The 21,996-nt window shown below is 69.2% G+C and carries 24 protein-coding genes and 1 pseudogene; 15 read left to right on the top strand and 10 right to left on the bottom strand.

Annotated elements, in window-relative coordinates; translation table 11 throughout:
* Nucleotides 1-94: 94 nt before the first annotated feature.
* On the bottom strand, nucleotides 95-3,628 hold the full coding sequence (locus QRN89_RS29890; RefSeq protein ID WP_290352529.1) for a LamG domain-containing protein: 3,534 nt from the start codon (nucleotides 3,626-3,628) through the stop codon (nucleotides 95-97).
* Between the two features lie 644 nt (nucleotides 3,629-4,272).
* On the opposite strand from QRN89_RS29890, the pseudogene QRN89_RS29885 reads away from it, so the two are divergent.
* Nucleotides 4,273-4,498, top strand: a pseudogene (locus QRN89_RS29885) (acyl-CoA desaturase); the annotation flags it as partial.
* A 59-nt stretch (nucleotides 4,499-4,557) separates the two neighbouring features.
* Here QRN89_RS29885 and QRN89_RS29880 read toward each other — a convergent pair.
* A complete protein-coding gene (locus QRN89_RS29880; RefSeq protein WP_290352528.1) occupies nucleotides 4,558-5,556 on the bottom strand; it encodes an SRPBCC family protein in 999 nt (332 codons plus the stop codon).
* A gap of 6 nt (nucleotides 5,557-5,562) precedes the next feature.
* A complete protein-coding gene (locus tag QRN89_RS29875) occupies nucleotides 5,563-6,324 on the bottom strand; it encodes a histone protein (RefSeq protein ID WP_290352527.1) in 762 nt (253 codons plus the stop codon).
* 474 nt (nucleotides 6,325-6,798) lie between these two features.
* Between QRN89_RS29875 and QRN89_RS29870 the strand changes: the two genes are divergently transcribed.
* The 10 genes from QRN89_RS29870 to QRN89_RS29825 all read left to right on the top strand — a co-directional run bounded on the left by QRN89_RS29870 (nucleotide 6,799) and on the right by QRN89_RS29825 (nucleotide 13,108).
* Nucleotides 6,799-7,389, top strand: coding sequence for an RNA polymerase sigma factor (locus QRN89_RS29870; protein WP_290352526.1), 591 nt, complete (start codon nucleotides 6,799-6,801; stop codon nucleotides 7,387-7,389).
* Nucleotides 7,380-7,940, top strand: coding sequence for a hypothetical protein (locus tag QRN89_RS29865; protein WP_290352525.1), 561 nt, complete (start codon nucleotides 7,380-7,382; stop codon nucleotides 7,938-7,940). The genes QRN89_RS29870 and QRN89_RS29865 overlap by 10 nt, the downstream gene beginning before the upstream one ends.
* 83 nt (nucleotides 7,941-8,023) lie before the next feature.
* Nucleotides 8,024-8,440, top strand: a complete 417-nt coding sequence (locus QRN89_RS29860) for an Asp23/Gls24 family envelope stress response protein (protein WP_290352524.1) — start codon at nucleotides 8,024-8,026, stop codon at nucleotides 8,438-8,440.
* Nucleotides 8,440-8,778 carry a hypothetical protein gene (locus tag QRN89_RS29855; RefSeq protein WP_290352523.1) on the top strand — a complete coding sequence of 113 codons (339 nt, stop codon included), beginning with the start codon at nucleotides 8,440-8,442 and terminating at the stop codon, nucleotides 8,776-8,778. The genes QRN89_RS29860 and QRN89_RS29855 overlap by 1 nt, the downstream gene beginning before the upstream one ends.
* A gap of 80 nt (nucleotides 8,779-8,858) precedes the next feature.
* Nucleotides 8,859-9,356 (top strand): Asp23/Gls24 family envelope stress response protein, encoded by a 498-nt coding sequence (locus QRN89_RS29850; protein WP_290352522.1) that lies wholly within the window; start codon nucleotides 8,859-8,861, stop codon nucleotides 9,354-9,356.
* 142 nt (nucleotides 9,357-9,498) lie between these two features.
* Entirely contained in the window at nucleotides 9,499-9,708 is a 210-nt protein-coding gene (locus QRN89_RS29845) for a hypothetical protein (RefSeq protein ID WP_290352521.1), read from the top strand.
* Entirely contained in the window at nucleotides 9,680-10,087 is a 408-nt protein-coding gene (locus QRN89_RS29840; RefSeq protein ID WP_290352520.1) for an Asp23/Gls24 family envelope stress response protein, read from the top strand. The genes QRN89_RS29845 and QRN89_RS29840 overlap by 29 nt, the downstream gene beginning before the upstream one ends.
* Complete coding sequence (locus QRN89_RS29835; protein WP_290352519.1) at nucleotides 10,084-10,611, top strand: DUF6286 domain-containing protein; 528 nt, start codon at nucleotides 10,084-10,086, stop codon at nucleotides 10,609-10,611. Before QRN89_RS29840 ends, QRN89_RS29835 begins: the two co-directional genes overlap by 4 nt.
* Entirely contained in the window at nucleotides 10,608-11,180 is a 573-nt protein-coding gene (locus QRN89_RS29830; protein ID WP_290352518.1) for an Asp23/Gls24 family envelope stress response protein, read from the top strand. The genes QRN89_RS29835 and QRN89_RS29830 overlap by 4 nt, the downstream gene beginning before the upstream one ends.
* 659 nt (nucleotides 11,181-11,839) lie before the next feature.
* A complete protein-coding gene (locus QRN89_RS29825) occupies nucleotides 11,840-13,108 on the top strand; it encodes an ATP-binding protein (RefSeq protein ID WP_290352517.1) in 1,269 nt (422 codons plus the stop codon).
* 593 nt (nucleotides 13,109-13,701) lie between these two features.
* Here the strand turns inward: QRN89_RS29825 and QRN89_RS29820 are convergent.
* Together QRN89_RS29820 and QRN89_RS29815 are read right to left on the bottom strand one after the other, a co-directional pair.
* On the bottom strand, nucleotides 13,702-14,970 hold the full coding sequence (locus tag QRN89_RS29820) for a PP2C family protein-serine/threonine phosphatase (RefSeq protein ID WP_290352516.1): 1,269 nt from the start codon (nucleotides 14,968-14,970) through the stop codon (nucleotides 13,702-13,704).
* Nucleotides 14,971-15,337: 367 nt separating this feature from the next.
* Nucleotides 15,338-15,967: a type III effector protein gene (locus QRN89_RS29815; RefSeq protein WP_290352515.1), complete on the bottom strand. Its 630-nt coding sequence runs from the start codon at nucleotides 15,965-15,967 to the stop codon at nucleotides 15,338-15,340.
* A gap of 129 nt (nucleotides 15,968-16,096) precedes the next feature.
* On the opposite strand from QRN89_RS29815, the gene QRN89_RS29810 reads away from it, so the two are divergent.
* On the top strand, nucleotides 16,097-16,528 hold the full coding sequence (locus QRN89_RS29810; RefSeq protein ID WP_290352514.1) for an Hsp20/alpha crystallin family protein: 432 nt from the start codon (nucleotides 16,097-16,099) through the stop codon (nucleotides 16,526-16,528).
* Nucleotides 16,529-16,627: 99 nt separating this feature from the next.
* Nucleotides 16,628-17,023, top strand: coding sequence for a DUF2267 domain-containing protein (locus QRN89_RS29805; protein ID WP_290353915.1), 396 nt, complete (start codon nucleotides 16,628-16,630; stop codon nucleotides 17,021-17,023).
* A 139-nt stretch (nucleotides 17,024-17,162) separates the two neighbouring features.
* Here QRN89_RS29805 and QRN89_RS29800 read toward each other — a convergent pair whose 3' ends face one another.
* From QRN89_RS29800 to QRN89_RS29790, 3 genes are all read right to left on the bottom strand, one after another.
* Nucleotides 17,163-17,420, bottom strand: a complete 258-nt coding sequence (locus tag QRN89_RS29800) for a hypothetical protein (RefSeq protein ID WP_290352513.1) — start codon at nucleotides 17,418-17,420, stop codon at nucleotides 17,163-17,165.
* 92 nt (nucleotides 17,421-17,512) lie between these two features.
* Complete coding sequence (locus tag QRN89_RS29795) at nucleotides 17,513-17,701, bottom strand: hypothetical protein (RefSeq protein ID WP_290352512.1); 189 nt, start codon at nucleotides 17,699-17,701, stop codon at nucleotides 17,513-17,515.
* Between the two features lie 4 nt (nucleotides 17,702-17,705).
* A complete protein-coding gene (locus QRN89_RS29790; RefSeq protein WP_290352511.1) occupies nucleotides 17,706-18,281 on the bottom strand; it encodes a DUF5994 family protein in 576 nt (191 codons plus the stop codon).
* Between the two features lie 861 nt (nucleotides 18,282-19,142).
* Here QRN89_RS29790 and QRN89_RS29785 point away from each other — a divergent pair.
* Together QRN89_RS29785 and ppk2 are read left to right on the top strand one after the other, a co-directional pair.
* Complete coding sequence (locus QRN89_RS29785; RefSeq protein ID WP_290352510.1) at nucleotides 19,143-19,976, top strand: YhjD/YihY/BrkB family envelope integrity protein; 834 nt, start codon at nucleotides 19,143-19,145, stop codon at nucleotides 19,974-19,976.
* Nucleotides 19,977-20,079: 103 nt separating this feature from the next.
* On the top strand, nucleotides 20,080-21,093 hold the full coding sequence (gene ppk2, locus QRN89_RS29780) for a polyphosphate kinase 2 (RefSeq protein ID WP_392859176.1): 1,014 nt from the start codon (nucleotides 20,080-20,082) through the stop codon (nucleotides 21,091-21,093).
* Nucleotides 21,094-21,310: 217 nt separating this feature from the next.
* On the opposite strand, the gene QRN89_RS29775 is transcribed toward ppk2, so the two are convergent.
* Nucleotides 21,311-21,487: an alpha/beta hydrolase gene (locus QRN89_RS29775; protein WP_290352508.1), complete on the bottom strand. Its 177-nt coding sequence runs from the start codon at nucleotides 21,485-21,487 to the stop codon at nucleotides 21,311-21,313.
* Nucleotides 21,488-21,516: 29 nt separating this feature from the next.
* Nucleotides 21,517-21,804, bottom strand: a complete 288-nt coding sequence (locus QRN89_RS29770) for a hypothetical protein (RefSeq protein WP_290352507.1) — start codon at nucleotides 21,802-21,804, stop codon at nucleotides 21,517-21,519.
* Between the last annotated feature and the right edge of the window lie 192 nt (nucleotides 21,805-21,996).

The following is a 21,996-nucleotide window of genomic DNA, read 5'->3' as shown; positions in this document are numbered from 1 at the left end:
TCCGCATCCTTGACCGGATGGTGTGCCGGGCCGATCGGACCGGCACACCACCGCGTGAGATGTGATTGGTGTGTGCGATGTTGCGGCGGGGGGATCAGCCGATGTCGATCGGCGGTTCGTCCACGGTCGCGAGCTGGGTGATCTCGGGCTCCGACAGCACGCCGGCGTAGACACGCAAGTCGTCGAGTTGCCCGTACAGGCGGTTCCCCCATGTTCCGTTGTCGTGGCGGCGAGCCTGCGCGACCATCAGCGGCTGGTCGGACTGGAAGACGCTGTCGACCAGCACGCCGTCCTCAGCGCCCTCACGCCGGCCGGCAAGGTAGAGCTTGGCCGACTGGCTGACCGAGTCGTAGACGCCGACCACGTGGATCCAGTTGCCGGGCGGGTTGACCGGCTCCGAGGTGACGGTGGCGGCCGGGCCTTCCAGTACATCGGTCTGGTACAGGCCGAAGTTCCAGTCGCCGTCCGCTTCTCCCACCTCCTGCCGGTACCAGAGGCGGAAGGCGTTGCGCTGGGCACCGGGGTGAGCGAAGACTGTGGGCGAATGCGCGCCCGTGGTGTTCTCCAGCACGGTGGCGTTCAGGTTGACCCAACCGGCGACGGTGAAGCTCCCGGAGTCATCGAGGGCGACAGGAGCGGTGGCGTAGCCTCGCTGGTCGGTCGCGAGGTCCAGGACGTTGCCGTGGGCCGGGTCGTCGGCTGTAGCGAAAGCGGCACCGCCGAACGACTGCAGGATGTGGCCGCGCCCGGACGCGTCGGCGGCCGTGGTGCCTGAGGTGTTGTCCATGGCCCAGTGAGCGAGGAGCGCGGCCTGGGGATGGTCCGTGTCGGGGTTCTCCATGTTGGTCTGCGCCCACAGTTCGTCGGGGAAGACCACACGGTTCCATGCCTGGACGTGGTCGATGTCGCCCTTGAAGTAGCTGCCAGGGCTACCGTCCGTGCTCTTCATCCGGCCGATCTCGAAGGGGCCCGTACCCGCCCACGGCGTGGTGTAGGACGTCGTGGCTTCGAGGCGGCCGTTGACGTACAGGCGAATCTGCTGCGCGTTTCTGTCGTAGACGGCGAGGAGATGGGTCCATGCACCGATGACACCCGGCCGTGACGAAAGGACCTTGACCGTGCTGGAGGCGTCCTGGCTGTAGCGGTTGAACACCCACCTGTCGTAGGTGTTGGAGTAGTAGAGCTGGAAAGCGCCGACGTTCGTGCCGTTCTGGTTGGCCACCGTGCTGAGCTTGTCGCGGGAGCCGAGCTTCGCCCAGGCGGAGACCGAGAAGCTTCCGGTCGTGTCCACCACCGGCCCAGAGGTGGCGGCGTACGCGTTCGTACCGTTGGCGGACAGCCCTCCACCGAGCCGAGCGTGGTCGGTGAAAGCGGCGCCGCCCCCGAAGGTCAGGTGGTGAACGCTTCCGGCGGAGTTCTCTCCTGTGCCGTCCAGCTTCCACGCAGCCAGGGGATTGGATGCCTTGGCGACCTTGAACAGGTAATCCACGCTCTCGCTCATGTTGCCGGCGAGGTCGTAGGTCTGAACCCGCAGCACGTTGGAGAGGCGCTTGGTCGGGGTCACCTTGATCTCGTAGCTCGGCGTGTTGGCTGTGAACTTCTTGCTCTCCAGCGACACGCCGTTGAGCCAGATGTCGTAGCGGCGCACATCGCTCGCACCAGCGGTGATCTTGAAGGTGCCGGTCTGGCCGACGCTGCCTGTCTCAGGTGAGGCGTCACAGGTGGTGCCCGAGCACTGCGGGTACTCCCGAGAGGTCACCGCCGGCTTGGGTGGAGCGGTGGTGTCGACCTTGAAATAGCAGTAGCTGGACCACGGTCCGTACAGGAAGCTCGTCGTCCCGCCGTAGGTGTAGCGGTACTGGCTCTTGGCACGGAACTTGTACGTCGTTCCACTCACGAGTTTCGGAGTGGGATCGGAGCCCGGCTGACCGCTGACGGTCCATGTGTCCGGGCTCATGGTGATCGGCGTGGTGCTTGACCCCGCGTAGAGCTCGAAGTTCGGGCGCATGCTGGCGTTGGATCCGTCCGCGGACGTCGGCGTGGCTGTCACGCGCGGCGTGTCGTCCCGAATGAGTGCCGGACTTGTGGACGCGGAACACGCAACGTTGGGGTCGGACAGCTTCACAGCGGAAGGAGCGGTCGTCGGCGGAGACACGTACGTGATGGAAAGCCGCGGCTTGCGCTCCTTCGTCGTCCGGTCGTCGGTGGGAGACATGAACTGCTTCCACGCGATCGGATCCGTACTGCTCGCGGTCAGACCCAGCGTGGTGGTCGTCGACTTCGCCTTCGCCGTGTAGGCGACTGCGGCGGTGGCGTTGAACTCCACATCGCCGTCTGGGCAGGCCGACGAGAATCCCTTGGCCGCTGAGACCTTCGTGACGTACGACCAGCCGGTAGGGGGCTTGTTCCACGTCGTGGAGCCGGAGATCGGATTGGTGCGATAGAGGTTGACATCCCGCTTGTCGCAGTTCGCGGACCAGATCGCATAGGCCGTGAACGTCGCGCCCAGGATCTTCTTGCCCGCCACGCTGCGGGTGTCGAACTGGAACAGCGACTTGGCCTGCTTGTTGTCGACGTACGCGTCGTAGCCGACTCCGAGAGCATGCGAGGTCTTCCAGAACGACGTCCCCGACAGGTTCGACCAGATCGTGGTCCATCCCGTCAAAGTGGCGCTCACCGCCGGCGGATCGATCACCACCGGATAGGACGTGTCGGACGCGCTCAGAAACTCCTGATCCGGCGACACGGACAGGGCACCCGACGTGACGTCGACGTCAGCGACCGCCGTCTTCGAACCCGGCTCGGGAGCCACCGGACTGTCCTCGGCGGCAACCTCGGCCGGAGCCGCGAGAGAAGCGGCTCTGACCTTCGACTTGCCGACACGGGCGGCCGCGGGCGCGGCCGGAGCCGCAGCGGAGTCCCACATCAGGGCGGCACTGCTGGAGAACACCGCGTGCCCTCCGCCATCGACCAGTGAGATATTCCCGTTGTCCGAGGTCCGCACCGACAAGCCGCCGGTCTTGACCGGGAACTTGATCTGCTTCAAAGCCGGATCAGCCGCGGCCTGACGCGTGTGCACCACCAGGTTCTGAGTGAAACCATCGGGACGCACCTGAACGACGAGGTCCACATCGGGTCGCACCGACTCGTAGACAGCGAGCGAGCCTGAGATCTTCGGGACCGGCAGCGCCCAGGGACTTCCCAGTTCGTACGACGTGCCACCACGCGTGATCTTGGCCAGCGGACCCGCATCGCCCCCGCCGGACAGCACCACGTCCTGGGCCGCCTTTGGCGCCCACCGGCCATCGGCACGCTTGACCAACGAGGTGTCGATCGGCACCCAGGAGCCACCCCTGCGTACTCGCTCCGGCGCCGGCGAAGACTCCGCCGTGAACGTGCCGTCAGGATTGGCAAAGACCTGATTCGCCTCATTCGTCAGGGTGCCCACCTCAACACGGCGGCCCTCAGCGACGGCCCTCTCGGAAGCTTTCTGCTCCGCACTCTTGACCGGAAGGCCGTCGTCTTCCCAGAACGACTTCCCCCGCGCGGCCTCATCCGCAGGCCTGCCCGAAACGGCTTCCGCCGCCTCTGCCCCCTCATCAACGCCTACCGCCACCGCGCTCGGCATCAAACACCCGGCCGACACGCCACCAAGCACCAACAAGGCGACGGCCGTTGACGCAACCCCCCGCGCCGCTCCCCCGCGGCGCCCCCGTCTTATCACTACGCGCAACTCACAATCTGAGAATTTTGTGAAGATCAATCAAACGAAGTGACCTTACTCGGCTCCCCACTCAGGGTCCAGACGTCACAAGACCACACAGAAGGGGCATTCAGCGGCACTGGCTACCAATGAGTAACGGTGACCTCAGCCACAGAGTCCGGCTCAAGTCCGGCGACAGCAACCCGTAGAAACTCGCCCCTGAGGCCGGCATCCGTCTCACGGGACCCGCAGCGCGCTTCGACACCCTGGTCCGGACGATGCATCCCCAAGCGTTCATCGACGCGTCAGGCGGTCGCTGTCCACGTCACCAATCAGCGGTCCTTAATGCGCGGGGATCGTTCCTGCTCCCCCGCTGGAGACCGCACGGCAGACGTGGTCGCTGGAGAGCGTGCGGGCGCGCCTCTCCGGCGCGACGACGGATCCGGACGTCGCCGGCGTGGTCGAGCGTTCGATGCGTTGCTGCCGGAGGGCGAGTGTCTCCCGCTGCTGCTGCGGGTGGAACGCGCGCGAACGCGTCGAGGACTACGCCGACTCATGAGCCGGGGATCGTACGTGGCGGCCGGATCGACGACATCGCCCTCGGGGGCCTCAAACCACCGGACCGAGCACCACCTGTTCCCCGGCATGCCCCCTCAACTACGCCGCGCATGCCTCATAGTCCGCCGTTACTGCAAGGAACTGGACCTCCCCTACGTCGAGACCGGCCTCATCGCGTCTTACCGGCAAGCCCTCACGAGCCTTCACGAAACAGGGACCCCGATCCGCGACGCCCGCCGCAACCCGATCGTCGTAGTCCACCGGCCCCGTGGCGCACGGACCACCCCGGCCAGTCGTCATCGGCCTCGGCCTCGTCCCTCCTCGCCCTCGTCCTCGTCCCCGTCCTCGTCCTCGTCCTCGTCCTCCGATTCGGCGTCCTCGACGTCCTCCTCCTCTTCGTCTTCGTCCTCGGTGGCGCCGTCCTCGTCCTCCACGGATTCGTACGCGCCCTCGTCCTCCGAGTCCTCGGCCTGGGTCGCCTCTTCCTCTTCCAGGGCTTCCTCGTGTGACATCACGACTTCACCGTCCTGGATCTCGCCACGCCAGCCTTCCGGTTCCTCGTCGGCGAGCGTGACGTACCGCTGGAAGTGCTTGAAGTCCAGGCGGACACGGCGGCCCTGGGCACGCCACAGATTCCCGGTCTTCTCGAAGAACCCGGACGGGAAGTACTCCATGACCAGGACGATGCGGGTCAGTTCCGGCGCGAGTTCGTGAAAACTGACCGCCCCCTTGGTCGACCCCTTGGCACCTTCGGAGGTCCAGACGATCCGGTCATCCGGGATCTGTTGCTGAACGGTCGCCTTGAAACTGCGCGAGGAAGGGCCGACTTTGACCTTCCAGTCGCTGGCCACCTCGTCACTCTTGGAGACCGAGCGAACACCCTTGGTAAAGCTGCTGAACTTCTCGTACTGCGTCCAGTAGTCGTAGGCCGTGCGAAGAGACACGCCGACGTCGAGGACCTCGATGATGTTCATGCTCTTGCCGCCGCCCCCGGACTTGCCCTTGCCGCCGCCGAACGCTTCCTTGGCCTTGTCCACGACGCTGTCCTTCACGCCTTTGGCCTTCTCGGACAAGAACGCCTTGACGGGGGACTCGCCACCGAGGATGCGTGAGCCGATCTTGAGCAGCGACCCGCCGTTGTCGGCGGCATCGGTGAGCTGTTCGGTAACGTCCGTGAGCTTGTCACCGGCCTTCTCCGCAAGCCGTTCGACCTGTGAACCGACGAAGCCCGACAACGCCTCACGCACTCCGCCCACCGCCGACTTCACGTCCGGTTCCTTCGTCTCCTTGGCCATGGTGGACTACCTCCGGCGATCGGCACGCTGGGACGTCTTCTTCTCCGCACGCCCTGAAGACGCCGCCTTCTTCGCACGAGCCTGCCTGCCGGTGGCGGACTTCTTCGCCGGGGCAGCCTTCTTCGCCGCCGGCTTCGATGCGGAGCTCTTCTTTCCGGATCCCCGTTTCGCCGCTGCGCCGGAAGCGCTCCGGCCAGAGGGGGTCTCCTCACGCCTCGACGCGCCACGCCTTTGCGGTCGAGCCGGCCGCCGGGAGCTTCTGCTGCGCTGCGGGCGCTCGCGTTCGGGTTCCTCGTCCTGGTCTTCTTCCGCTTCCTCCTCCGCTTCTTCCTCTTCCTCGTCCTCCTCCTCAGGCTCCTCTTCCTCAGGCTCCTCTTCCTCGTACTCCTCCTCCGGCTCTTCCTCCTCCTCGTAGCCTTCCTCGTAGTCCTCCTCCGGCTCCTCTTCTTCCTTCTTCTTGCCGAGGCCGGCCGTGCGCTCGTGGAGCGTGGCGGCGAGAGTCCCCATGCTGCGGGTGGCGGCGGCTGTCACCGCTTTGCGGCCGGCCTCGAGAACCTCCCCTTTCAGCTGGTCCTGCAGTTCGGCGACCTGCGGTATCTCCCCCAGCCTGCGCATTCCCTCGGCAGCGAGCTGGCGCGGTTCGAGACCGAACCGCCTGCCCGCCAGATAGGTCCCCACGCTCAGCGCCAGCTTGCCCTTCTTCGTCCGGCCCAGCACGTAGCCACCGGCGATGGCCGCGGCGAGAGCCATCTTGGTCTGATCGTCCATGAACACGTCACCTTCATCCCTGGGGCACTCGCCGTTCCACAGCAGGCGCGGCCTCCACCGACAGCGCCACTACGACCGCGTTCGGGAGCGCAACGAAAGGGGACTGGATCCCCCCTCAGTTCGGACGGCAGGCCATCCACCACCCGGCGATCAGTGCCTCGATGGGCCGTCGCCTCGGCACCATGGCCCTGGCTCAAGACCAGTCCTGTACTCACCAGTCTCGCCCGAATCGTGTCGGTCGCATCTCGAGAAGCGCTGCCCACGACGACGGAGGCAGTGCGCTGCGGGTCCGAGGCAGCGCTTCCTCGCAAACGTCGCGACGCGACGCATCGTCGGCCGTGCGCAGGGCAGATGCTCAATGAGCCGTGACGATGGCGCGGCCGCTGTGTCCTTCTACTGCCGCCGTGGTGCGGCCGGGAATCCAGTACGTGTGGAAGAAGGCGAGAGCATGCCTGGCGCAGGAAGGCTGTGCCGATGACATCGCCCACAGATGTCGGTCCCCGGCTCGCCGTCTCCGCACAGGAGGTGGCGTTGGACGATGCCACCCTGGTGGTCCGCGCGCGCGGCGGCGACACACGGGCGTTCGAGGTGCTGGTGCGCCGCTACCAGGGACCGATGTACCGCCTGGCACTGCACATGCTGGCCGGCCGCGGCGATGCCGAGGACGTGGTGCAGGAGGTGTTCCTGACCGCATGGCGGCGGCTGCCGCAGTTGCGGGACCACACCGCGTTCCTCGGCTGGCTCTACCGGGCAACCACCAATCGGTGCCTGAACCTCATCCGGGCCCGCAGACCCGTCGCGGAAGCCGACCTGGACAGTCGCGAATCCGTCGACGCCGCTGGGGCACCCGAGCGGGCGGCGCAGGTCAGCGAGCAGTTGACGGCGCTCGGGGAGGCCCTGAAACGGCTGACGCCCGAGCAGCGGGCCTGCTGGTTGCTGAGAGAGGTGCACGGGCGCTCCTACATGGAGATCGCCGGTGCCACGGGCACCACCCAGACGGCAGTGCGTGGACGCATAGCGCGCGCTCGAGCGCAGTTGGCGGAGGCGATGGCTCCATGGCGATGAGCGAGGCTCAGGGCTGCATGCTGCCCTGCGGCCGCGATGCCGAGACGGTGTGGGAACGGCTCGATGCGACGGACGCCGGATCGGCCGACGCCCATGAGGCCACCTGCGCGTACTGCTCAGCGACGCGGAAGGGCCTGGTGGTGCTGCGACAGGTGGCCGGCGGTCTGGCCTCGGAGGACGCAGCGCCTGTGTCGCTGGGCCTGGTCGAACGGATCATGTCCTCGGTGCGCGCGGAGACCCGCCGTCACCACATGCTCGCACTGCCCGGCCCGGAGCCGGGCGGGCTGCGGATCAGCGAACAGGCGGTCGCCGCGGTGCTGCGAAGCGCCGCCGACTCCGTCGACGGTGTGCGTGCGCGACGCTGCCGGATCGCCGCCGCGGAGGCGGTCGGGGAAGTGGAGGTGGAGATGAGCCTTGCCGTGGCGTACCGCAGGTTTTCCGCCGACGCCGTCCACGAGGTGCGCGAGCGTGTCGCTGCGGCCGCCGCAGCACGGGTCGGGGTGACCCCGGTGCGCCTGGACCTGACCGTGGAGGACCTCTACGACGCATGAGGCCCCCCGGATCGGGCAGCAAACCGTTGAGAGCGACTGCAGCGCAAGGACAGCGACTGCTGCACGAGGACACGGTGGCCGCCATGACAACGACCGTGCCGGACGACAAGGCCGGGGTTTCCCGCGCCCAGTGGGTCATCGCCGAGCCGGTGATCGCCGCCGTCGCCGCCCGGGCCGCTCTCGGCGTCCCCGGCGTCGTGCGCCTCGAACCCGGCCTGACCGGGCTCGTCTCCCAGTGGACGCGGCTGGCACGCCAGAAGATCAACGGCCTTGCTCCGGCCCCGACCGAGGGCGTCAGAGTCACGCTCGACGACACCGCCGTCCCCTCGAGGCCGCGCGTCTCCCTCGACCTTGTCACCTCGGGGCAGGACCAGGCCGCCATCGTGGGACGGGCCGTCCAGCGCGAGGTCAGGCGCGCGATCGCCGCTGCCACCGGCCTCGTACCGCAGGCCGTCACGGTGTCGATCATGGACGTCCACGTGAACGGGACGGATACGTGATGACCCCGAGATCAGAGCTGACACGCTCACTTCTGTCCGTCCTGGACGGGATCCCCGGTCTTCGTCCGGCTTCTCCCGCCGCCTCCCCCGGCGGGGCGGGCGTGCCGTGGAACCTCGACGCCTTGGCCGTCGGCATCGACGACGACCTCGTGGAGATCCGCGTCGTCGCCCTCGCTCTCCCCCTCCCCCCGCTCCTGCGCGCGGCCGAGGCCGCGCTGTCCACGGCGCTCGAGGGGACCCGCTGGAATGACGCACGGCTGCGCCTGGTCGTCACCGACGTGGACGACGGCGCCCTCGCCGCGGTCACGCGAGCGACGGCAGCGGCCAGGAGGCCATGACGTTCTCCCCTGGTACGGGTCCTTCAGGTAGACGAGCGCGAACCCGCCCCGTCGAGAGCCACGAAACCGAGGAGCGCACCATGACGAACCCGGCCACCACGAATACCGCCGAACACTCGACGTTCGGCGCAGGCAGCACCGACAGGAGTGCCGGCGCACCGGATGCCTCCACTGCACAGGCGTCCGGGCAGGGTTCCACCACCATCGCCGACGTCGTCGTCCAGAAGATCGCCGGTCTTGCCGCTCGTGAGGTACCCGGCGTACACGAGCTGGGAGGCGGAGCGGCACGCGCGTTCGGCGCGGTGAAGGGACGGATCCCCGGAGCCTCGGCCAGTGCCGGACAGGGCGTTTCCGTTGAGGTCGGTCAGAGGCAGGCGGCCGTGGACCTCCAGATGCTGGTCGAATACGGCGTGGCCATACCCGATCTGGCCAAGGACGTCCGCAACAACGTCATCGACTCCGTCGAGCAGATGACCGGCCTGGAAGTCGTCGAGGTCAACATCAACGTCAACGACGTGCACCTGCCCGCCGACGACGGTGACGGCGCCGACCAGGGCCCGGGCGACCGTGTCCAGTAGCGGCGCTCGGGGCTCCGCCACCCGCAGGAGCCCGTCACACCGCGCGCGGGGCGTCGTGGATTCCGTCCGGCCTCCGGGCGGACTCGCGGACCCCGCGGTCCCCTGCCGCACGGCCGGCATCGCACACTCGAGGTGAATCGACATGACATCCACTCAGACCGGCCTGTTGACCGGTCTCGTCCTCGGCCTCGCCGCCGCGTTCGGCGGTTTCGAAGCCTTCCTCGTCCTCCTCGTCCTCGGGACTGTCGGACTGCTGGTGGGGCGCTACCTCGACGGCAAGCTCGACCTTGCGCAACTCACCGGCCGTGACAGGGACAACTTCCATGGACACCGCGACCGCACCGTCCACTGACGCCGACCCGGACACCTGTGCTGCGCAGCGTGGCAGGACAACGATCTCCGACCGTGCCGTAGGACGCATCGCCGCCCGGGTGTTGACGGAAGTCGAGCACATCGGTGGAACGGCCGGCCGGATACTCGGCACAGCGCCACGCGGAGACGGATCCGGCTCCTCGGCCCGGGTCACCGCGAAAGTCACCGGCGACTCGGTCGCTGCGCTGGACGTTCACCTCTCCGTCGCCTATCCGGAGTCCGTCGCCCGCGCCACCGAGAACGCCCGCACAAGCCTGGTGCACCGCCTGGCGGAACTCACCGGACTGACCGTGACCCGCGTCGACATCGACGTCACCGCCCTGCGCAGTGCCGACTCCCCATCCAGGAGAGTCCAATGAAACGCCGGCCCCGCCGCACCGTCCCCGCCACCCTCACCGCCCTGGTCCTGCTCGCCGCGTGCGTCCTGACCGCCGTCGTCGCCATCCAACTGATCGCCGGGCAGAGCCCGCTCATCAGCCACCGATCCGTCATCGACAGCCTGCACAGCAGTCACTGGAACGACACCGCCGTTCTCGGCGCGGGTGTCGCGGCCGTCCTCCTCGGCCTCCTCCTTCTGCTCGCCTCGCTCCTGCCGGGGAAACCCACCGTCCTGCCGCTGACCGGTGAGGTGGACGCCGGCGTCACCAGGCGCAGCCTGCGCCATGCCCTGCGGAGCACGGCAGCGGGTGTCGACGGGGTGACCAGAGCAAGAGTGAGGCTGGGCCGCCGCACGATCGTCGCCCGCATCCGCACCGACCGGACCAACACCACGGGACTCACCGATGCCGTCCGCGGCGCGCTCGATCGGCGCCTGGACGAAATAGCCCCATCGAACAGGCCGGCATCGAGAATCCGGCTCCGTGCGCCCAGGAACGCGCCATGACCAGCCTCAACCGCCCGGCCCGACTCAACCGCGCGCTGCTCGCCGTGTTCGGCGTCGTCCTGCTCGCCGCAGGGCTTTTCGCCGTGGCAGCCCATTTCAGCCGACTCACCTTCCTCGATGGAGGCGCCCCACTCATCGGCGACGCCGCCGCCCCACCCACCTGGGTCCTGTGGGTCACGGCGGCCGCCGCCATCGTGCTCGGACTGCTCGCCCTTCGTTGGCTCGCCGCACAGGTGGCCCGACGCCCCAAAGCCCACACCTGGCACCTTGAGAAGAACCCCGAGCAAGGGAGCACCCGACTCGCCGCGAACGCGGCCACCGTCCCCTTCCTGAGCGAAGTCACCACGCACCCCGGCGTCCGCGACGCCCGCGCCACGCTCGCCGGATCCCACGAGAACCCCATGCTCGCCTTGGTGATCACCACCGACCAGGACGGTGATCCGGCCGCCATCAACCATCGCCTCACCACCCACGGACTGCCCCGTCTTCGTCAGGCACTCGACCTCGGCAACCTCCCCCTCACCGTCGAGTACCGCCTCACCACCCACACCGGCGCCCGCGCCCACTGATCCGAGTCCGACGGTCGTCGCGGGTGCCGCGGGGGTCGTGCTGACCGAGGCCTCACCGCTCGGTGTCCGCCGCCGCCCCGAGGGTGCTCGAAGGGCGCGCCGGCGTACGACGCCCAGATGCGGCCCGGTCGCGCGCCTGACACCGGCAGGTGGACTCACCGCCACGTGCGGCGGTGCTGCCGACCGGGAAGCCGCACCGGAACCGCGACCGCCTGCCCTGACCGAGTTCCGCAGGGTTCTCGCGAGCCGTCCCTCCGAGGCCCCGGCTCTCGAACGGATCCAGCCCACCCGCAGGTTGCCGCCCTCGGGGCCCATGTGCGGCCCGTCCTCGGCCCGTTCTCGATCGCCTCGGTCGGATGATGAGGACGCCGTGCCGTTCCGGCCCACCTCATGGTGGGCAGCAGGACCCCACGCTCGCTGCGGAGCGGGCACGGCCCTGGCCGGGTGCCGCCCGTTCCTCCGCCGGGGACCGTGCCCACACGGGCCTGAGCAAGGCCCGTCGTCGGTGCCCGGCACGGTCTCCCGGCGCCCGGGGCGACGTGGCCCGGTGGCGCGCACCCCGTGGGATTCACCGGGCGGGAGGCGACGGGGGACGCCCGGTCGTCGCACCCCGGGCGGGAGCTGATGATGGAGGTACGGTCGAACGCGCGGAGCTGATCATGACGAGCTGGCTCATCAGGGACTACTCCCAGGACGATCTCGAGGCGGTGATCCGTGTCGACACGGAGAGCGGCACGACGGGGGAGCCGCCGCTCTTTCCGCTCTCCGACGCCGTGGCGGCCCTCCAAGCCGCTGATCCGGCCGTGGTGGCGGTGGCGGACGACGTGGTGGTCGGTGCTGCGGTGAGCAGGCTGGAGGGCGACCGGGCGTGGATCCTGCGCCTCTGCATGTCGCCGACCTGGCGGCACCTGGGCCTCGGCAGTGCCCTGATCACGGCTCTCGAGCACCGGCTGTTCGCCGAGGGCGTACGCACGGTGCACGCGGTCCTGCCCGAAGGAGAGACCGGCGCCGACGCCCTGCGGAACTGCGACTTCGAAGCCCGATCCGGCCTGGTCTTCTTCCAGCAGCGCGGGCCGGTGACCCCCCAGGCGATCAGCATGCTGTCCTCTCTCGGAGCGGAGCTGCCGCCTGGAGGACTGTGGAAGAGGGTCGCAGGCATGCGACACGAGAAACAGCTCATCGAGCGCCGCCTGGTCCTGCCGCTGGCCCACCCCGAGATGGCCGCCCAGCACGGCGTCGAACTGCCCCGCGCGGTCATGCTGTTCGGACCACCCGGAACGGGCAAGAGCACATTCGCCCGCGCGATCGCCAGTCGTCTGGCGTGGCCCTTCCTCGAACTGTTCCCGGCGCGCCTCGCCGCCGAGTACGGGCTGGCGGCCGGGCTGAGTCGGCGTTTCGACGAGATCGCCCAGCTCGACCATGTCCTTGTCTTCATCGACGAGGTCGAGGAAGTCGCCGGCACACGAAGCGGCGCGGACGCGACCGCGGTCGGCATCGTCAACGAGCTGCTCAAGGCGATCGTCCGGTTCCGAGGCCAGGACGGACGGCTGCTCGTCTGCGCCACCAACAACGTGACCACACTGGACCCGGCCTTCCTGCGCCACGGCCGCTTCGACTACGTGTTGCCCATCGGCCCTCCCGACCACACGGCCAGGACCGCGCTGTGGGAGAGCTACCTGGCACGAGCAGGCGCGGAGGCCGACTGCGCGGCACTCGCGTCGGCCAGTGAGGGGTTCACCCCCGCCGACATCGCCCACGTCGCCCGCACCGTCTCGCAGGCTCAGTTCGAGCGGACCTTCGACACCGGAACCCGGCTCCACCCCACCACCGACACCTACCTGGAAACGATCCGCGAAACCCGACCCACCGTCAGCAGCGCCATGACCCAGGAGTTCGCCGACCAGAGCCGGAAGTTCGCCCGCATCTAGGTGTGTTGCGAAGCAGCTCCGGCCGCCCGCAGCGCGGGGTCTGCGGCGTCCGGTGCGGGCGATCGCAGGACGGAGGATCGTCCTCGTACTGGACGTACGTGGACGACTCCGACAACGCAGCGAGCGTGCGTGCGTGCCAGGCGTCGCGGGCCAGGAGGGACTGTGGCCACACGCCCTGGCGTCCTGGTCTCGGAGCACCTTCGTGTCGCACACCACCTCCGGGCGGCGAGGAAGGACCTGCCCCGCACCGGCGGTACCGCCTCCGGCACGGGACGGGCTGGATGGTGTCGGTGCGGCTGCCGGCGGGATGCCGGTGGCCTGGTCGTAGGCGCAGTTGGTTCCCCGCTCCGGCGGCCGGCCGGCCCCGGGGGCGTACGCGTGTCAGCGGTGGTGTGCGATGCGTCCCCGGGGCTCGGCTTCCAGGACGCGGCCTCGGTCGTGACGGAACGGTGGTGTCGCGGTCGTTGTTCCGTACGCGGTGGCGGCGGACGCCGCGCGGCGGCGCGACCGATGCGGTGCGGACGCGGACGGTGGACCGCCGCGTTGCGAGGTTGTCGGAGCAGTGGTGGTCGCCGTCACGTCGCGGTGGCTGCTCACAACCGGACGACGACCAAGGCGGTGTCGTCGTCCGGGCTGTTGCCGCGCGGATGGAGGTCGGCGAGCAGGGCGCTGGCGAGGGCTTCGGGGCCGAGGCCGCAGTGCTGGGTGAGGCTGTCGGTGAGGCGCGCCAGGCCGGTGTCGATGTCCTCGCCGCGGCGTTCGATCAGTCCGTCCGTGTACAGCACGAGCGTCGCTCCGGGTTCGTATGCGAGCGATGCCTGGCTTCTGACCGCGTCCAGGTCCCACACGCCGAGGGGAGGGTCCACGACCTCGTCCAGGACGTCGGCAGTGCAGCCGTCGGGGTGGAGGAGCAGGGGTGGCGGGTGTCCGGCGCGGCTGTAGGTGATGGTGTGGGCGGTCCGGTCGACGATCGTCTGGAGGGCGGTGGCTGCGACGGCGCCCTCGATCGTGGGTGTCTGCAGGGCGAGTGTCTTGAGGGCGGTGGCCGGCTCACCTGTTGCGCGGACGGCGGCGCTGAGGGCGCTGCGGAGCTGGCCCATCACCCCGGCGGCTTCCAGACCGTGACCGACGACGTCACCGACAGCCACAGCGAGGCGGTCCTGACCGAGGTCGAGGACGTCGTACCAGTCACCGCACACGTTGAGGGAACCGACTGCAGGGCGGTAGCGCACCGCCACCTCGCCGAAGCCCAGAGGGACACTCGGCAGCATGGCGCGCTGCAGGCTGACCGCGATCTCGCGTTCCCGCGCGTGGGCGAGGCGCAGCCGTTCATTGAGTTCCTGGAGATCCTGGGACTGCGAGAGCAGCCCGGCCGTCATGGCCTCTTCATCGCTGAGGGCCTTGCCCGCCTCGCGCAAGGCGGCGCGGATGCGGACCAGTTCGGTGACGTCTTCCACCCGGGAGATGATCAGTGCCACCCGCCCGTCCGGGCCGAGAACCGGCGCGTTCGCCGGAGTCCAGAATCGCCTCTCCCAGGGTTCCGCCCGTCCGGGCGACTCGAGGTCGTACCGCCGCAGGGTCATGGTGTCCTGCCGTACGGTGGTCAGCACCCGGTCCACCGACGCGCGCAGCCGGCTGCCCGGTGCGTCCGAATCAGCGGGGTCCACCGGGAACACCTCGAATGCAGAACGGCCCACAAGATCCCCGCGGTCGCGGCCGGACCGTTCAAGGAATGCGTCGTTCGCGTCCACCATGACCAGGTCAGGGGTGAGCAGCAGCGCAGGTCCGGGCATCGCGCGGAAGACCGCCTCGTAGTCGACGTCGAATGGCGCGGCCTCGCCCACGGTGTCCTGGTTGCTCATTTTCAGACCTCTACCTCGGACCGGCTGACATTCCAGGTGCGACACTCCCGAGGCAGCCAGTGAATCTGCCGCTAGCGGCAGCCCACCTCCAGGTGGTGACGAGGGTACGGGAGGCACCGTGTGCTGTCTCCGCGGTCTTCGCAGGCCCGGCCGTGGGGTCCTGCTCGCCGGACACCCCGGGCCGTTCGCCGCTCGCCCCGGCGGTCGGCCCCCTCAGCCGTGAAGCCGCCGAACGGCGCCTGCGCGCCATCGGCAGACGCGGGAGGACTCGCCCGCCGGCACGGCGCCGCTGCTGTCGCCACCCCCCTCGCGCCGGCGCCCTCATCGACGCGTCACTTCCACCGACCCTCCCCACGGGGCGGTCGGATCAGGGGGGTGTGAGGGTGTCGAGTTGTGCGGCGAGGTCGGCGTGGGCGGTGGTCAGGTAGGGGCGGGTGGCGTTGAGGGGGTGGATGAGGTCGGCGGGATCGTCGTGGGCGAGTGCGGCGTGGAGTTGGCTGATCGGGAGTCGGGCGGCGGTGGGCAGGTCGGTCAGGGCGGTGATCTGCCCGGCGATGCGCCGCAGGTCGGCGGCGTTGCGGCGGGCCCAGGAGGCGGTGGTGCGCTGGGCGGCGCGGCGTTCGCGGGTGGCCTGGACGCGTTGTTCACCGGTGGTTCCGGCGGGGCCGGGCCGGTTGCGCAGGTAGCGGCGTTCGGCGGCCTGGCGGCTGGCGACGCCGAGGGGGTGTGCGAGGTCGGCCCAGCTGGCTCCTGCGTGGCGGGCCGTCTCGATGAGGCCGGTCTCCCAGTCCGCGAGCTGCTCGCGCACCTGGCGCAGCAGCAGGAGGGAGGCCAGGGCCTGCTCGGGGCCGACGTGGGCGTCGGAGGGGCCGGCGAGTCCGTTCCGGGCGGAGTGCAGGGCTTCGTCGATGGCCTCCAGGGCGGCCGCGGCGGCGAGGAACGACCGCGGGCTCATGGCGTCGGTACCTGGTCGGGCCGGCTGGTGGGGCGGGGTCATGGGCACCTCCCTCGAGGGCTGTCATCTTTTGGACGACACCATGTTTGTCATCCGTTGGATGACATGTTACAACGGTTTCAGTGAGGCGCATTGGCAGCAACTGCCCGAACCTTCTGGAGGTGTCTCAAGATGTTGATGCGCACCGACCCCTTCCGTGAGCTCGACCGGCTGGCGCAGCAGCTGATGGGCCCGGGCACCTGGTCGCGACCTTCCCCGATGCCGATGGACGCCTATCGCGAGGGTGACGAGTACGTGGTGGCCTTCGACCTCCCCGGCGTCAGCGCGGACGCGATCGACATCGACGTCGAACGGAACATGCTGACCGTCAAGGCCGAACGCCGTCCCGTGGCGAAGGCCGACGACGTGCAGATGGAGCTGTCGGAACGGCCGCTGGGCGTCTTCTCCCGCCAGATCGTGCTGGCCGACACGCTGGACACCGAGCACATCAGGGCCGACTACGACGCGGGCGTGCTCATCCTGAGGATCCCGATCGCCGAGCGGGCGAAGCCCCGCAAGATCGCCATCGGCATCGGGTCCGGCCACAAGGAGATCTCCGGCTGAGCCGGACCGGCGACAGCTGAAGCAGCGGCGGAGGACGGGTATCCGTTCCCCTCTCCCGTCCTCCGCGCCCCATGGACCGAGGAAGGGGTGGCGACCGACGTGACGGTGCGACGGGAAGCGTTCCTCGACCAGGTGAAGGAACGCGGCGAGTACGACTCCCTGCAGGAGACCGAGCGCGCGGCGCGCGTGGTGCTCGCGCTGCTGGGCGCACACCTGGTCGGCGACGTACGCGCGCAGCTGGCGGCGCGTCTGCCGGAAGGCTTCGCCCTGATCCTTCTCAACCCGCTGCAGAGCGCCGAGCCGCTGTCACCGGAGCGGTTCGTGCGGGCGACCGCGGCCTGGATCGAAGGGGCCACCGAACAGACCGCGGCGTGGGACGTGGGCGCCGTCCTCAGCGCCGTCGCCGACGCCGCCGGCGACGATCTGCTGGGCCAGATCCTGCTCCAGCTCCCCGCGGGCTACGACCTCCTCTTCGGCCGCCCCCAGCCCGGCTGACGGTGTCCGCACCCCCGTACGGGACGACTGCTGCCTTTCGGCGACTGCGTACGGACCCGGAGCACCTGTTCACGGTAGCCCTCGGATGCGCTCCGGCCCTGAGCGCGTCCTGTCGCGGGGGCTCCGGCCTTCCGGCCCGTCAGACCTCGTCGGAGTGGGCGCCGATGCCGGCGGAGCTCCGGCTGGCGGCCGGCCAGGAACCGGCGGGGGTCGCCGTGTCCACGGTGAGGTGGAGGCGGGTGTCCCCGTCGAGCCCGGGGTAACTGCGCTGTTCCGCGCCTGCGAAGCAGCGGCGCAGCACCTCCGCGACCGCGCGGGCGGCTTCGGGTGTGTGCGCGATGATCCGGACCTCGGCGAGTCCGGGCGACGGCGTCGTCTGGGTCTCGATGTACTTCACGTGGGTGTGTTCCCTTCGGAGTGGGCGAGAGATCGGCGAGTGGGGCGCCATGGCGCCCCACTCGCTGCCCCCGGTCGAGGAAGGTCCGCCCTTCACCGGTCGGCAACCGTGTGGTGGGCTCGACGACCGGTGCCGTCCGGCCGGCCGGGAGGTCTCGGTAGGGGGTCGCTGTAGTGGTAGGCGGCGATCCGGGCGTCGTGCTGCGCGTTGAGCAGGTGGATCAGGCGCACTCCGACTCCGGTCGCGAGGATGATCGCTGCGATGAGGACGAGGGTCTCCACGACCTCACCTCCCGGTGTTTCCGGGCAGCGGGAGGGCGCGTCTGCCCATCGGGAAGCCGAAGGGGGACATGCAGGCTCCGCCTTCGCTTTCCCAGTCGGCTTCCCGGCCTCGGGCGTCGCGGATGCCGCGCCCGATGGTGGCTTCGTCTGCCATCAGAGCCCCGGCGGTGAGGACGCTGCCGGGGACCGCCGCGGCTGCCATCAGGCGGGCAGCGGCGCGGGGTTCGGTCTCGGGCGGGATCACCAGCAGGTCCCAGCGGCCGGTGGTGTAGGAGAGGAGGATCAGCTTGTCGGGATGCTGTTCGGTGAACCAACCCACGTGCACGATGTGCCCGGCGACGGACACCTTGCGCGCGATGACGGGCCAGTGGGCGGGGTTGACGGTGACGCGCGTGATGCGGCCCCAGGTTTCGTCGAGCGCAGCCGCGAGTGGCGGAAGTTCGGCCTCGAGGTCGCGTGAACGGGGCCACCAGGCCCCGTCGAGCTGGCCGGCGAGGGTGGTCTTCGGGGTGAGGGACAAGCGTGCCGGGAGCTCTGCGGCGAGGTCGCGCGGCGCGGTCCGGTCGAGGGTGGTGGTCATGGTGCGGACCTGCCCCCGGGCTGCCCGTCGGCAGCCCGGTTTCTCGTGATCGCCGGAAACGACACCCGCATGAAAGCCGGTGTGCGAAGTACTCCCGGTACTTTCACTGTACACCTGTTCACCGGGTTCTGACCGGCTCGATCAGGTACTCTCCGGCGGACGATGCGGCAGGTGTGCTGCACGAGGGCGGCAGCGGGACCGAAACGACGGCGGACTCACGCACATTGCGCTCTGCCGCGGTGGGAGACCACAAGCTTCCGAGAGGGAATCCTGGACGTGCGGGGGACCCGAACGCACGGAACAACGAAACCGAACTTCCCACGCCGATCGGCGCGTCGGCCGAGCACCTCGGACCGCTCACCCGCGCCGGTGTGGACGCATCCGCCTGGAACAACCTCCCCCACCCGCCTGGTCGTCGACCACCGCGTCGTCACCTCGCCCCGCCCCCCGTGGGCGACGAGACGCCGTCATCACCGCGTCGACGACGCCCACTTCGCCCCGCTGACGCTTCCCCCGAACACCACCGCCGATGCCGCTCGAAGCAATGGCCCGCGCCGTCCCCGCCGCGGCAGCACCACGACGGCCTCCCGCCCGGCGCACGACGCCCTCAGGGGTCTCACCCCGCTCGTCGACCATCGATTGCACCATCGGCCGTGCCATTGACGGACAGCGCATCCAGGTACCTCACACGCGGAAGCGGACACCGACCGTGAGAGCACCGGCCCGTGGATGGCGCGACCGCCAGTCCTGAGATCGGACCGGGGACCCGCGACGCCGCGCCGCGGTCGACCGATCTGACCGCTGCTTGGCCATGCGCCGTGCCGTCAGCAGAGTCGGCATCGGCCGTGGTAGTCGACATGCATGCCGATGAAGCCCTCCAGCGCCGCCGACCGTTCGTCTCTGCTCGGACGGCTGCGCCGTGCCGTCAGCCATTCCCCAGTCGGGCGCGGATGGCGGCGGAGCAGCGACCTGGAGTTGGGGCAGCTTGCCCTGGGCTTCGCCGCGCTCGGATTCCTCACGCTGGTTCCGTTGCTGATCATCGTCTCCTCGGGCGATCCCCAGCAAGGGCACGGGTTCGCACAGTGGCTGGGGGAAGGGCTCGGCGTGTCGACGGCTTCCAGGGAACAGGTGGAAGAGCTGTTCACCGGGCCCGGCCAGGCACTGCGGACCACGACCGCGTTCGGCATCGCGGCCCTGGCGGCCTTCGGGCTGACCTTTGCAGCGGCGGTGCAGGCCGGCTACGAGAAGGTCTGGGGCCTGCCACCCGCCCACTGGCGGGCCAGGTGGCGGCACGTTGTGTGGCTCGGAGTCCTCACCGGATACCTCTTCCTCTCCGCCACGACGACTCTGCGGGGCAGGCCTCTGGGGGGTGGAGCGGTCGCGTCACTGAGCGCGGTCCTGTTCCTGTGGTGGTCCCAGCGCATGCTGCTCGGCGGGCGGATCCGGTGGCGGGCCCTGTTTCCCGGCGCCGTGGCCACCGTGATGGGACTGCTCGGCCTCAGAGTCTTCTCCCGGTTCGTCTTCTCGCCGATGATCGCATCCAACACTGTCACCTACGGGGCCATCGGGACCGTCCTGGTCATCCAGACCTGGCTGGTCGGCGTGGGCGTCGTCGTCTTCGGCGGCGCGCTGGTCGGCCGTCTGGTGCACGAGGAACTGCCACGCGTGACACACGCACTGAAACGCCGAGGATGAGATGCGGTTCGGAGCCGGCCGGGAGCGGATTGGGCCCTGTGGCTTTCCCCTGCCGGCGAAGACCCTGGGACCAACGCGCGAGCCGCGGCGAGGCGGCGCGAAAATGGTGGCACGGTGCGTGGCCCCGGAGAGGAGGTCAGCCGTGGGAGAGAAGAGAGACCTGCTGGCCGGGCTGAGCGTGGACGGCAGGCGACCCGAGCAGCCGGTACTGCTGGACGGCCAGGGCCTGCCGATCCGGACCTGGCGGGAGAACTATCCCTACAGCCACAAAGTGCCCAGGAGAGAATACGAGCGCACCAAGCGGATCTTGCAGATCGAATTGCTGAAACTGCAACGATGGATCAAGGACACCGGTGGGCGCCTGATCGTCATCTGCGAAGGCCGCGACGCCGCCGGCAAGGGCGGGACGATCCAACGTTTCACAGAACGCCTCAACCCGCGCGGGGCCCGTGTCGTGGCACTCGACAAACCAACCGCTCGGGAGGCCGGACAGTGGTACTTCCAGCGTTACGTCGCCCACCTCCCCGGCCCCGGCGAGATCGTCTTCTTCGACCGGTCCTGGTACAACCGCGCCGGCGTGGAGAAGGTGATGGGGTTCTGCACTGCCGAGCAGTACGAACTCTTCCTCACGCAATGCCCCGTATTCGAACAGATGTTGGTGCAGGATGGCATCTGCCTGGTGAAGTTCTGGTTCTCCGTCTCCCAAGCCGAGCAGCGCACCCGGTTCGCGATCCGCCAGGTCGACCCGGTCCGCCAATGGAAACTCTCCCCCACCGACGTCGCCTCGCTCGACCTTTGGGATGCCTACACGCAGGCCAAGGTCGCCATGTTCCGCGCCACGGACACCACCGGGGCACCCTGGACCGTGGTGAAGAGCAACGACAAACGGCGCGCCCGGCTCGAGGCCATCCGCCATCTGCTCACCTGCGTCGACTACGCCCGCAAAGACCCCGCAGCGGTCGGCACACCCGACCCGCTGATCATCGGCGCCGCCGACACCCTCCTCGAACCCGGGGAAGAGGACACCATCCTGTCCCCCACCCCGCTGGCACAGGACCCCACCGGCCCCGGACAGCACCCGCCCGGCAACGGCCAGCCACCCAGGAACCGCACGTAGCGGCCCTGGAACCCGGTTCGGAATGTCGGGTAGAGCCCCTTGCTGCCGGCCTCGGGCCACTCCTGTCGGCTCTCCCCGCTGAGGTTGCCGGCGACATGGTCTCCCTGTTCGGTCGGCCGGGTGCTGTGATCGCCAGCACCCGGCCGGGTGGGTGAAGGGTGGTCGTTCTGGCAGCCGCCCTTCGGCAGACACCGGTCGGGCCGGCGCAGCGTTCGGTCTACAGGGTGTCCGCGAAGAAGGATTCGAGCTTCTCCAGCGCCTGGGTGGTGTACTCCGGCTGGTCGTACAGGTCGTAGTGGCTCGCGCCCTCGACGACGAAGATGTTCTTCCGGTCCGACCTGGCCCGGTCGAAGAGTTCCCAGCCGCCTCGGTACGAACCGAACGCACCCGGCACGTCGCCCACGATGACTTGCAGGGGCTGCGTCAGCAGAACCTCTGCCAGATGGAAGGCGTCGAATCCAGTGCCGCCTGCAGGCCCGAGAAACGCAGCCTGTTCGGTGAGTTCGAGTTCTGCCCTCGGGACGTGCGGTAGTAGTCCACAGCGTTGACGATGTCGACGTCCGAGACGCCGACCTGCTCCCGCTCCTCGGGGGAGTCGGGGATGTAGGTGGTGATCAGCGGTTCCGCGCCACGTGCCTCGGCCGTACGCTGCCTGCAGATCGCTTCGAGCGTTTCGAGCGCCGCGTGAGGGGTGAGGTTGCCCTCGCGCATGATCCGTGTCGACGGTCAAGTAATTCCCCACGGGTCACACCTTCGGCTTCACGTAATTCCCCACCCCTGTCCGGACGGCGGTTCGGTGTGCGGCTCAGACGGCTGGACGAGGGGGCTCAGCGTCCGCACGTCTGGAGGCGAGCACCGGGGCGAGAACTTTGCAGACCGGGACGCCCCCCTCGGTCGGGGCTT

The sequence above is a fragment of the Streptomyces sp. HUAS CB01 genome (assembly GCF_030406905.1).
Taxonomy (GTDB): Bacteria; Actinomycetota; Actinomycetes; order Streptomycetales; family Streptomycetaceae; genus Streptomyces; species Streptomyces chengbuensis.
This window is presented reverse-complemented; position numbering and strand designations above follow the sequence as displayed.